At 55.3% G+C, this 11067-nt stretch carries 15 protein-coding genes and 1 pseudogene; 6 read left to right on the forward strand and 10 right to left on the reverse strand.

Features of this window, described 5'->3' with window-relative positions; all coding sequences use genetic code 11:
* Positions 1 to 11 precede the first annotated feature (11 nt).
* From PHW99_RS02555 to PHW99_RS02600, 10 genes are all read right to left on the reverse strand, one after another.
* Positions 12 to 674: a hypothetical protein gene (locus PHW99_RS02555; protein WP_300173520.1), complete on the reverse strand. Its 663-nt coding sequence runs from the start codon at positions 672 to 674 to the stop codon at positions 12 to 14.
* A 5-nt stretch (positions 675 to 679) separates the two neighbouring features.
* Positions 680 to 1525, reverse strand: a complete 846-nt coding sequence (locus PHW99_RS02560) for an ATP-binding protein (RefSeq protein ID WP_300173521.1) — start codon at positions 1523 to 1525, stop codon at positions 680 to 682.
* Positions 1526 to 2050, reverse strand: a complete 525-nt coding sequence (locus PHW99_RS02565; RefSeq protein ID WP_300173522.1) for a hypothetical protein — start codon at positions 2048 to 2050, stop codon at positions 1526 to 1528.
* Positions 2043 to 3044: a ParB/RepB/Spo0J family partition protein gene (locus PHW99_RS02570; RefSeq protein ID WP_300173523.1), complete on the reverse strand. Its 1002-nt coding sequence runs from the start codon at positions 3042 to 3044 to the stop codon at positions 2043 to 2045. The genes PHW99_RS02565 and PHW99_RS02570 overlap by 8 nt, the downstream gene beginning before the upstream one ends.
* The gene (locus tag PHW99_RS02575; RefSeq protein ID WP_300173524.1) at positions 3044 to 3526 is read right to left on the reverse strand and encodes a hypothetical protein; all 483 of its coding nucleotides are present in this window, start codon (positions 3524 to 3526) and stop codon (positions 3044 to 3046) included. The genes PHW99_RS02570 and PHW99_RS02575 overlap by 1 nt, the downstream gene beginning before the upstream one ends.
* Before the next feature lie 14 nt (positions 3527 to 3540).
* Positions 3541 to 3804 (reverse strand): DNA-binding protein, encoded by a 264-nt coding sequence (locus PHW99_RS02580; protein ID WP_300173525.1) that lies wholly within the window; start codon positions 3802 to 3804, stop codon positions 3541 to 3543.
* A 95-nt stretch (positions 3805 to 3899) separates the two neighbouring features.
* Positions 3900 to 4832: a hypothetical protein gene (locus PHW99_RS02585; RefSeq protein WP_300173526.1), complete on the reverse strand. Its 933-nt coding sequence runs from the start codon at positions 4830 to 4832 to the stop codon at positions 3900 to 3902.
* Positions 4833 to 4842: 10 nt separating this feature from the next.
* Positions 4843 to 6276 carry a hypothetical protein gene (locus PHW99_RS02590; protein ID WP_300173527.1) on the reverse strand — a complete coding sequence of 478 codons (1434 nt, stop codon included), beginning with the start codon at positions 6274 to 6276 and terminating at the stop codon, positions 4843 to 4845.
* Positions 6277 to 6379: 103 nt separating this feature from the next.
* Complete coding sequence (locus PHW99_RS02595) at positions 6380 to 7204, reverse strand: hypothetical protein (RefSeq protein WP_300173528.1); 825 nt, start codon at positions 7202 to 7204, stop codon at positions 6380 to 6382.
* Positions 7205 to 7483, reverse strand: a complete 279-nt coding sequence (locus PHW99_RS02600) for a helix-turn-helix transcriptional regulator (protein ID WP_300116026.1) — start codon at positions 7481 to 7483, stop codon at positions 7205 to 7207. It lies immediately after the preceding gene.
* A 335-nt stretch (positions 7484 to 7818) separates the two neighbouring features.
* Between PHW99_RS02600 and PHW99_RS02605 the strand changes: the two genes are divergently transcribed.
* The 6 genes and pseudogenes from PHW99_RS02605 to PHW99_RS02630 form a co-directional block, all read left to right on the forward strand.
* Positions 7819 to 8025: a hypothetical protein gene (locus tag PHW99_RS02605; protein WP_300173529.1), complete on the forward strand. Its 207-nt coding sequence runs from the start codon at positions 7819 to 7821 to the stop codon at positions 8023 to 8025.
* On the forward strand, positions 8022 to 8477 hold the full coding sequence (locus tag PHW99_RS02610) for a DUF2924 domain-containing protein (RefSeq protein WP_300173530.1): 456 nt from the start codon (positions 8022 to 8024) through the stop codon (positions 8475 to 8477). Before PHW99_RS02605 ends, PHW99_RS02610 begins: the two co-directional genes overlap by 4 nt.
* On the forward strand, positions 8474 to 9856 hold the full coding sequence (locus PHW99_RS02615) for a recombinase family protein (RefSeq protein ID WP_300173531.1): 1383 nt from the start codon (positions 8474 to 8476) through the stop codon (positions 9854 to 9856). Before PHW99_RS02610 ends, PHW99_RS02615 begins: the two co-directional genes overlap by 4 nt.
* Positions 9853 to 10215 carry a site-specific recombinase resolvase gene (locus PHW99_RS02620; RefSeq protein ID WP_300173532.1) on the forward strand — a complete coding sequence of 121 codons (363 nt, stop codon included), beginning with the start codon at positions 9853 to 9855 and terminating at the stop codon, positions 10213 to 10215. Before PHW99_RS02615 ends, PHW99_RS02620 begins: the two co-directional genes overlap by 4 nt.
* An 8-nt stretch (positions 10216 to 10223) precedes the next feature.
* On the forward strand, positions 10224 to 10727 hold the full coding sequence (locus PHW99_RS02625; protein WP_300173533.1) for a LacI family transcriptional regulator: 504 nt from the start codon (positions 10224 to 10226) through the stop codon (positions 10725 to 10727).
* A gap of 42 nt (positions 10728 to 10769) precedes the next feature.
* Positions 10770 to 11067: pseudogene (locus tag PHW99_RS02630) on the forward strand (hypothetical protein); the annotation flags it as partial.

Below are 11067 nucleotides of genomic sequence, written 5' to 3' on the forward strand. Positions count from 1 at the left end.
GCTGGCGCTCCTTACTGCGCCCATGCGGGTTTGCCGGAGACAGGCGCGCGCTGCGGTGCTGGCGCTTGGTGTGCCGGTGCTGCGCTTTGAGCAGCAGGGGCTTGGGGTGCTGAATTGGCTGGCGCGTTGGTGCTTGGAGCCAACTTGGAAGGCACACCCATGGTGCGCGCGTAGTCCGGGTGGTCGGGCTCCACTGCCGTCTTGACGACGTTGCGGTCGTCACCACGGTCATCTTTTTCGATGTCCACGCGCACCACGAACTCCAGACCGTCGAGGTCAACAAAGCCTTGGATGCGCCGAGCGGCGGTAGCCTGAGGGCTGTTGTCCTGCGGCAAGACGTTTCTGGCACTGTTCAAAGCGGCGCGCACGAAGGTTCTGCCCATCTGCGTCCAGGTTGGACCCTTGGGCGAGTACAGCCCGATGTTCGACCACATCTTGCGTTTGGCATATTCGCCACCGGTGATGACAAACTCGGCAGCCAGATAGACCGCACCCGTCTTGGGTGACTGGGTGGGGTAACCATCCGACCAGCCTTGATTGGCGTCGTAGTGGCCACCGGGTTTGAGAGTCATTAGCACCGGCACGAGCGCACCCTTGGGGATCAGGTTGAAACCCGACTGCTGTGCTTCTGCGTCGTTAAAGTCGGACCAGACATTGGTGTTGTTGTCGTTCATTTGAATTACTCCTTGAAATCAGTGGGGGTTGAGGCTTGTGGGTTCTGTGCAGGGGTGCCAGTGCCAGCGCACTTGGCGATGAGCGCACCCAAGTCGGGCGGCTCCAGCAGATCAAGACGACCGCTGCGGTCTTTTGCGGGAAACGAATACGGGTTGATCGTCTGGGTGACAAATGCCCGGTACGAGCTACCGTCATCAGCCTTGATTTCAGCCAAGGTCACCACCTCGTCCACGATGCCCGGGAGTTGCAATGCGGTGGCACTGCCCTCAATCTGAGGAACAAACACCTTGCGGCCGAAGTCGTCGGTCTTGCAGTCGAGGATGGCCACGAACACCACGTTCTTGCCACGGGCGTGCTGCAAATGGGTCAAGGCGGTGACCATTTCCTGGCCCAGCAAACCATATGCGCCTCGCGAATCCGGCTTGCCCGTTCGGTCAGAAAATGCCGCTGGCTGGCTCTTGGCCCAGTTAAAGCAAAGCCGCGAGAGCGCCGTGATGGAGTCGCAGAAGTAGGTCTGGTACTTGTCCAGGCTGGCTGGGTCGCCATAAACCGAGCAGACATGGTCAAAGTGCGCCGTTGAGAACGGTGACTGTTCGGGCAGCGCCGGGTTGGGCCCTGCCAGATAGACCACCAGATCGCGAAACTCTGGCCAGGTGCGCGGCCGCAGGCAGTCGCCATCCCAGGTGGAAACCGACAGGTCACCCGCCTCTAGGTCAATAAACAAGGTGGAGTGGGTGTCGAGCGATTTCAGTTGGGTCGTTTTACCGATGCCACTTACACCCAGAATGACGATCTTGACCCCACGGCGCTGCGCGCGGCGTTGGTCAGCAGTGATGATGGGGAGTGCCATTTAAGCCACCTCCGCTTCAACGTGCTCTGATGCACCAAGGACATCAAAAACACAACTGTCGCTAATGGCACCCATGGCCAGAGCCATGTCATGGAGTTCGGTCAGAGCACGGTGGCGACTGATGTCGGCCCGAATCTGGCTTGTCAGCATGTCCAAGTGCGCGCCCAGCTCGCCAAAGGTGACCTTGGCCAGAGGCTTATAGACGACACCCTCTTCATTCGAGTCGTCCTCGCTGGGGATGCTGATGGCCGGTGGAAGCAGACGTGCCATCACTTCAGGCACACCTGGGAGTAGCATTTGCATGCTTGACTCACAGCTTTTGGTGCTGTTTTTGAGTTCACGGCGAGCCACATCGGTGATGGCGTTTTCTGCCAACTGAGCGCCAATGGCGGCAATGCTCTCGGGATTCGCTGTGCAGACCAGTTTTGCGATGTCACGCGGTTTGGCAAAACCAAAACAATCAAAGGACTGTGTGATTTCATTGCGTACCGCTTCGCGCAGATGGGTGAGGGTTGGATTACGCATGGGCTTGGCTCCAAAGTGAATTGAGTTGATTGAGGTAAGGCACGGCGCTGGAAAGCCAGTCGGTGACGTTTTTCTGCTGGTAGGGAGGAATGGACGCAAATGCCTCGTTTGCTGAAAACTTCAGCTTGGCCAGAGGCTCAAGCCCCTCGCGCAAGTTCAGCCATTGCTGCATGCGTGCGTTTTCATCGGGGTCGCCGGGTGCTGTGTGGTAGCAGCCATCACTGCCGAGTACCAGCAGACCTTTGGCACCCTCGGACGCGATGCGCTTTGCCTCCATCGGCGTTGGCAGCGGAATTGCCTGATCCTTGAGGACTTGAACTACAGCGAGTTGCTGCGCACCATCAAGTCCGGTCTCCTGGGCAACCTCATCGAAGATGCGCACAGCAGACTGGCCGACCACACCAGCGCTCTGGATGCGGTTGCCCACATCCTGGGCAATGGCGCGAATTTCCTGGGGTGTGCGTGCAAGCGCTTCGCGTTGGGTGTCAAGAGGGAGTCGCGCCAAATCAGCGCCAGTCGAGACGGCGACAGCACCGCGTTCAATTGCGTCAATCAGTTCAGGCGCACCGTCTTGCAATACCTTGGCTGCGTTGGCTACTGATCGCGTACTGACGTTGAGCAGTTCTGAAACGTGGGCTCGACTGATTGGTAAATGATGCAAATTTGCATTTTTATGAGGTCGCCCGAGATCTCGCGTTTCCAGCCTGGCAGCGACCATCGACCGCTGACTTTCATTGAGATGCCTGCGCCGCAGATTCAGGCTGATGACCAAGGCATTCAGGTCAGTTCCATCCGGCACCACGACGAACTGTGGCTCAACACCTGCTTGCAAGCAGGCGCGGTACCGGTGACGACCATCAACGACGCTGTCTCCCATGATGTGGATCGGCTCGCGCAGACCGTTGGCCGTGATGTCGGCCACCAGCGCATCGAACTCTGCCGGTGGCATGCTCGGGAAAATCTCACTGACTGGGTGAAATTTCAACTGCTCCATCACTGGACCTCCTCGTCAAGCGTCAACGTGAAGGACGGTTTTCCAGCGTCCACGGTGCGCGCAGCGGCAAACTGCTGCTGCAACGCCGGTGGCCAGTTGGTGTAACGGGACTCAGACACTGACAACTTGATGTCGATGTAGCTTTTGACCTGGTCGCCAGATGCAGCCACACGCTCAGCGATGTCGCCGAGTTGCTTTTGATCCCATGTGACTTTTTTTGGAAGATCAAACTTGATGCGCAATGGACCGTCATTGATGTGAGCGGTGCCAAAATCACGACCGGATTCCAGTAATGCAGCTTTTGCTTTTGCTGAATATTCCTGCTCCAATGCGGCATCCAGCTTCGCCAATTGCTTTTTTAGAAATGCGCTTGCTTCGATCAGGTTTTTGCTGACTTCATGCTTTTGCAGTGGTGAAAGCCGGGCGATTTGTGACACGGACATCTCGGCGATGTCGGCTGGGTAGAGGGTGAGATTGGTCATGGTCGCGTCCCCTTTCATTGGTAAACCGATGTGAAAGTGGAGTGACGCGACACGCGGCGCTCGTAGGCTTCGATCTCAGAGATGAGATAGGTGACCCGGGCACCCATCTTGCAAAAGATAGGGCCCAATTTTTCTTGTCTCCAGCGACGCAGGGTCTTCACGGAAAGGCCCCAGCGCTGGGAAAGCTCGTTTTCGTCTATGGCGATGCGCAAGGCACCGGCTCGACTGTTGTGGCGGTGTGACCGACCGGATTCAACTGATGGGAATTGGTTTTGCATTTCGATGTGCCTCCTTAATGAAATGGGCACATCGAAGTTTCCGCATGGACTTACGGCCTGTGTACGGGCCGACATACGGTAAAACCTACATGTTTCTAATTGCGTCGAACTTGGTAGTGACCGCCAGCCTTTGCCAAAATGAGGAATTCCTCTCGTGTGGCCTTGTCGCCAAATGCTTCGTCGAACGAGCGGTAGCCGCAATCCAAATTGAAATTGACCTCAGCCCACTTCATCGCAGGCGGTGTCTTGCCTTCAACGCCCCACATGAATTTGAGGATGGCGGCACGGATTTCGCTGACCAGTCTTGATTTTTCGAAATGAGGCAGCTTCACCCGTAAGCCCTGTAAGAACTGTTCAGGTTCATCGTCTCTACTGGCAGTCACGAATCCACGCAACACCCGGTCGAAGGCGCTCGCGTCGAAAACGTCCTGTCCGGCTTCCAGACGGATGAAGTCGCTGAGGCTGCGCATGACATGATCACGAGGCAATTTGTCGCTGCTCGTTCGGTTCCGTAGAAGTACGCCACCGCGCGGCCAGATCGAATCGCACAGTACAGGTGTCGTTTCTGATGCTGGCGCGCGTTCCCACAAACGTCCGACAAACACAGGCGCGAAATCGTGGGTGCCAGCGATTCGTACATTGCCAAGATGCCAGAGGTGGTCTGATACCCGGGTACGCTGTGGCGATAACTGCCGTGGCTCTATGGCTACCAGATTGCACAAATCAGTGAGCCACGTATCAATGCGAAACGTGTGGAGCACGATCTCTGACAGCGGTCGCGTGACGATTCGAGATCGCTGCTGGGGACTTCGGTATCGAAACACGCCAGCGTTCTCATCAATATCGGCTTCGACCTCTTCCTCCGAATCGTGAAAGGGCACCAACAAATGGGTCAAGTGGCCATCCTCAACCACCCACCGGCGGCGAAGAAATTCGCTGCGGTGGTGGCCAAAGGTGGTGGCGGTCACGCGCGTTTTGACGCTACGTACCCGCTCAATGGTGTTGAAATAGTCCAAATGTGCCGACATGGCGAGATTCTCAGAACTCACACAGGACACCGAGCCTCGCCAATTGGTCATTGACGCGCTTTCGGTCAGCCTCGGTCTTGCTTTTGTCATTCAGGCCGTTGGGCGACGTAATCTGGACGGGCACGTTGTGGGCTTTGCGGTGCGGTTGCTTGGCCATTCGGAATACCAATTTCACCTGCGACAGTGCGTAACCAGTCAGGTCATCCAAACCATAGTCGTCATAGGCGACTTGGTAAATGTGACGGGTATCGCGGCGATCCCTACCAATCGTCGAAGTGCTCGACAGGTGCTGGACAATGACGCGCCCGTTGGCTTCGTCGACGGTGCTTTGCTCGAATGGGCGAGCGATCTTGACTTGCAGAATCGAGATTTTCTCTACACCGTCGACGAGATCTTGTTCAAGGCGCTTGAGCATGGCGTGTGTGGAAAAACCCAGAAGATCGAACTCACGCATGGGCATGTCGTTAATCGCTCCCTCGCAGGCCAGCACGACATCACGGAAGATGGTAGCCAGATCACGGCGCGACTCCTTGTCCTCGCAAAACACGCCAAGCGCGCCCATGCCTGGCTCCCATGAGAAGATGGCCGACATGGCGGCAGGTTCTTCGTGATCAACCACTTCACCATCTGCGACTTGTTTGTAATGTGCCGTCGACCCATTGAAAGTTGCCGTCAGCGTATGCAACAGCACAGGTGTCGAGTCGTCTGCGTCAGCGCCGACACAGCGATCAGCATGCGCAAGGTCACGCCGGGTGAACTGCTCGATCAGAATCTGTTCTGCCTTCACCTTGGGATAAAGGGCTGCAATCCGGGTGCGCAGCACGTCTTGCACATCAGCATCGACTTTGGGCTCAATGCCTTTTGGGCCAAGGTAATGACTGGAGAAACTTTCACTTTTCCACTGCCGGTGCATCACTTGCAGTCGCTCAGCATGCTCAAAACGGTGCTCTGCCTTGACACCACTTGATGGAAATTCCTGAAGGAGGTACAGGTAAAGCGCGCGGCTGTACCTGTCCGTGGGTGCAGCCAGCACCGCCGCGTCGCCATCATGATCTTCTTCAAGCAAGGACTGGACGGCCTGCGCACCGTATTCATCATCGAGCAGTACCACCAATTCAGCCGCACGTTCGATGCGCTGATGTTGCATTGGCAAGAGTTTGGCCACGACGTGAAACAGGGCCTTGCGCACGGGAATCGGCAACATTCCCTTTGCGGCGTCGGCCAGCGCAGTCATTTCCGGCAAAGTGATGGCAGCGGCGCGCTCGACCAAAATCAAGATCAGCGCTGGTCGCTTTACCTTGCGCACCAGGGTGACAAAATTTTCCATGAAGGGGAGAACATCGGGACCATCGTCTGACTGGCGGATGCGTGCCTTCTTTGGTGATTGCATATCCGCAACTGGTAGGGTTTGTTTTTCAACGGTGTTTTGCTCAATTTCTGACATAGTTAGCTCCTTGAAGTAATGAATGCGCGATTGCGTGACAGGTTAATAGTTATTTTCAAAAAAAACCGACGTGAAGTCGGCGGCTGCATACTGATCTCAACGATCAATAATTCTTGGCTCCTGGCTTGAGGAGCCCGTATCGATTCATGCGAACACGGATAAATTTCGGTGTCACGCCAAAGCGTGTGGCCAGTGCCTTCAGTAACGGATCCATTCCGTCAAAACCAAAGGAACTCTTGGCGGTCAGCGTCATGCCCAGGCCCGGAAAATCTGGATCAATCGATTGACCACGGGTTATCGTCACGCTGTGTTGCTCGGCCAAAACCTCGACCGCACGCATCAGGTGCTGGCGCGGCACCAGCAGCGAGCCCATAAATTCGTTGGCTCGAAACTCGGCGAAGCGAACACTGGTTTCATGTGCAGCGTTGCCAACAGGAGCAGTTTTGGACAAATGTTCCGCGTCTGGTGTCGAGGTGCGATAGGCTTTATGCGCTGTGAGTGCGGGGTCATCAAAAAGGCCAGCACCTTGGGCTGCCTCATGAATCCAACCTGGTGCTTCGAAAACCGCATGCCCAAGTTCGTGGGCAAAGGTACTCAAAACCAGCTCAGCCGAAGCAATTTCACCGATTGGTGTGACTAAGAGCAGTGCCGCATCCTTGGACGCACCGGGGTCAAACTCACAAACGCCCAACACGGCGTTGCCCAACTCATCCTTGACGGGGTGATCGGTATCGACCCATAACTCGTATGGGATGCCGTTGACCTTCATGTTGTCAATGGCACCCAGTACCTCGAGCGTTAAAGCATCAATGTCGTCACTGATCAATTGCTGGCGCGCTTGCAGTGCAATATTGGCAACCTGGGTGTGCTTGACGTAGTCAGGAAAATAGCGGTCGCAGTGCTGGTAGTTGAGTGTTAGCAAGGACATTCACTTCTCCGCCTGCGACTGCTTGCGGTACATCCGCACGACATTGCCAACCTCTGTCTGCAAGTCCGGTGGCAAGCGGCTTGCTTCAATGAATGCATCGTCAACACTAACGCCTAGAATTTCTGCGGCCTTGATGATCAGCTCGTCTTTAGGCGCATTTTCTCTGTCGCGCTCAATGCGTGACCAGTAGGCAGGCGAAATCTCGAGCAGACGGGCAAAGTCGTTCATTTGCATGCCCTTTGCCTCTCGATGAAGTCGAATGAATGCTCCGAAGCTCATGGTGGTATTTAGGTTGCGCGATTAGTTAATTTGGCAACTATACCGCAAATCGCTGCCTTTTTGCAAAGGCTGGAAAAAATCAACGTCAGTGAATTTTGGGCTGATCTATCCCGAAAAGCACGCATGCATGACCATCATGCAATATATGACTCGGTCAAATTGACCCGACAACGTGGCCGGTCAGTACCTCGGCACCGGCTGGGCCAAAGGTCACGATCAGCGCCAGCGCAAGTCCAAAAATCTTCATCCAATTACCCTCTATTGCCCTACGTTACCCATCGTCTTGGAGGATTTGAATCATGATTTCCGGGTCTTTCAAATGCCCTTTGCAAACCATGAAACTTATCAAACTTACTCCCCCCGAACAGCTGTCAGCGCACCAGCGCGCATCTGAAATCACAACCATTCTGGCCGCAGCCATTATGCGCACTCATGCCAGTGGTCAGGCTGCGACAGATCAAAATGAAAGACAAGTTGGACTTGGCTTTTCTGGACACCAGCGCGTTCATACGAACCCCTATCAACCAAGGAGTTCCAAGTGAACGACACGACCACTTCAGTGGCTGCCCAAGTGGCAGCGCTTCCAACTTTGCAGATGCCAGAACTCTGGGCATTGTGGGATCGATTCTTTACGCGCCGTCCGGACAAGACCAACCGCAGCTATATCGAAGCGCGAGTGGCCTACAAAATTCAGGAGGCAGCTTTTGGTGGCCTGTCGGCTGAAACTCGACGCAGGTTGGTCAACATTGGCATGCGCCACTCCAAAATCAAAGGTCGCCAGATTGCGCCAGTCATGGAACTGATGCCTGGCACGGTCTTGGTGCGTGAGTGGGGTGAGCGTGACCATAAAGTTACCGTGACCGCCGAAGGCAAATTTGACTACGAGGGCAAACTGTTCAAGAGCCTGTCGGCGGTGGCCCGCCACATCTGCGGCACGCCTTGGTCTGGCCCTGTGTTTTTTGGATTGAAGACCAACCGCAAGGAGGCTGCATGAACGCCACCTCCCAAATTGCATCACTCAAACCACGCAAGCGGTGCGCAGTCTATTGCCGCGTCTCGTCGGACGAACGACTTGATCAGGAATTCAACTCCATCGATGCGCAGAAAGAGGCAGGCCAATCCTATGTTGCCAGCCAACGCTCTGAGGGCTGGATTCCAGTAGTTGACGACTACGACGACCCAGGTTTTTCTGGCGGCAACACTGAGCGACCCGGACTCAAGCGCCTGATGGTTGACATCGAGCGCGGTCTGGTCGATATCGTTGTGGTCTACAAAATTGACCGGCTTACCCGCAGCCTGGCTGACTTCTCCAAAATGGTCGAGGTGTTTGAGCGCCAGGGCGTGTCATTCGTGTCCGTCACCCAGCAATTCAACACCACCACGTCCATGGGCCGACTAATGCTCAACGTGCTGCTGTCGTTTGCACAGTTCGAGCGCGAAGTCACTGGTGAGCGGATCCGCGACAAGATTGCGGCCAGCAAACGCAAAGGGCTGTGGATGGGCGGGATGCCACCGCTAGGTTATGACGTGGTCAACCGGCTGTTGGTAGTCAACGAAACGGAGGCCCAATTGGTGCGGCGCATCTTTGGTGAGATGCTCACGATTGGGTCTCCAACGCGCATTGCAGAAGGGCTGGCCAGCGAGGGCATCACCACCAAAGCCTGGACGACACAGGACGGACAGGTGCGCAGTGGCGTACGGATGGACAAAAAATGCCTGTTCAAGCTGCTTCGCAATCGAATCTACCTGGGTGAACTGTCCCACAAGGGCAGTTGGTTCCCAGGCGCACACTCTTCCATCATTGACCATGGACTGTGGGGGCAGGTGCAGGAAGTGCTGGCGCGAAACCCTCACGGCAGGTCAGTTGAAACCCAAACCCGCGGCAGTACAGATGCGCTGCTGCGCGGTCTTCTGTTTGGACAGACGGGTGAGCCCATGTACCCGACCTACGCCAGCAAGAGCAAAAGCAAGTACCGTTACTACGTATCCAAATCTGAAATGAAGTTCGGAGCCAATGGTAAGACCCATGCGCGAATTCCGGCCGCAGAGATAGAGGTCGCAACCGTTGCACAGATCAAAACCGTGCTCTGTAGCCCGGAATCCATCACTGCCATCTGCAAATCCATCGAAATCAGTGGTGCTCAGATCAGTGAAGACGAAGCCGTCATGGCCATGCACAGGTTGGGTGACGTTTGGGAGCAGTTGTACCCGGTCGAGCGAATTCGTATCGTCAAACTGATGATTGAGCGGGTTGACCTGGTCACCGGCGGACTCAAGATCAAATGGCATTCTCTTGGCTGGAAGGAACTCATCAAAGAGTTCGCAACACAGAGCATTGGTGCTGAATTGGTCGAGATGGAGGTAACTGCATGAACAGCAATCTGGAAACCTTCATACCCTTGGCGATCCAGCGGCGCGGAGTTCTGCAAATGGATGGCACGGACGTGGTGGCCCACAACACCACATTTTTGGCCGCATTGGCGCGAGCGTTTTACTGGAGAGGCTTGCTTGACACCGGTGCTATGAAAAGTGGTTCAGAAATCGCCAGTAAGGAGGGGCTGACCTATGCGGTTGTCAACGCATCGCTGCGACTGACGCTGCTGGCACCCGACATCATCGACCAGCTGATGCGCGGCAAGCAGCCACGCAGGATTAACCTGAGGTGGTTTCTTCGACATCGCTTTCCAGCGGACTGGCAGGCCCAGCGAGTCCTCATTGAAAATTTCAGGTAACAGACATCATGGCCAAAAACAACAAAGGCGTGATGACAGGGGAACCGGTGACGTACCAAATTCCAGCGCCAGCAGGCGGTGTCCAGATGGAAACCTTCATTCCGTGGACCCTGGTCAAGCGAGGTGTCCGCCAGCAGGTGATCACGCCAATTGATGCACCCGAGCATTTTCAATTAGAAGCGGTCGTTGAGCGAAGCGCGCGCAAGCAGGCAAAAGACAGTCCTTTAATCCGGGCATTGGGTTTGGCGCATTATTGGCAGCGCCTGCTGGACGAGGGCAAGTACCGGTCGCTGACGGAAATCGCTGCGGCTGAAGACATGGATCTGGGACAAGCGAGTCGGATTGCGCTGCTGACTCGATTAGCGCCCGATATCATTCGGGCACACTTATCTGAGGATCAACCCGTCTCGGCCTCGAAAAAGCTGAGGCGCTACGGAATAAGTCTAGATTGGAACTTGCAACGTAATCAACTGGAGAATTCACCCCTGCAAGGATCTACCAGAGGTATTTGATGCGAGCGGAACTCTTAACGCTAAAGCTACTACAATGTTGAGATGCGTTTTTGGTTGATCGTCTTTTTAGCAATATTGATGCCGTTGCAGCTCTCGTGGGCGGCAACTGGGCGCTATTGTCAGCACGAAAGCGATGTTTCCAGCAAGCACATTGGCCATCACACACACCAACATAAAACCACGGAACGCACAGAGTCCGGTGGCGATTTTGCTAAGTCGATGACAGTCGATATGGATTGCGGCACCTGCCATGCTGGCTGTTCAATGGCTGTCCAAGAATCCAGTGTCGTCAAAAACGTTGTGCTGACTTTGATGTTCTCGTCAGGGCTCAGCGTGCAGT

Origin of the sequence: Rhodoferax sp., from assembly GCF_028689305.1 — a bacterium.
In the GTDB taxonomy this organism is placed as follows: Bacteria; Pseudomonadota; Gammaproteobacteria; order Burkholderiales; family Burkholderiaceae_C; genus Rhodoferax.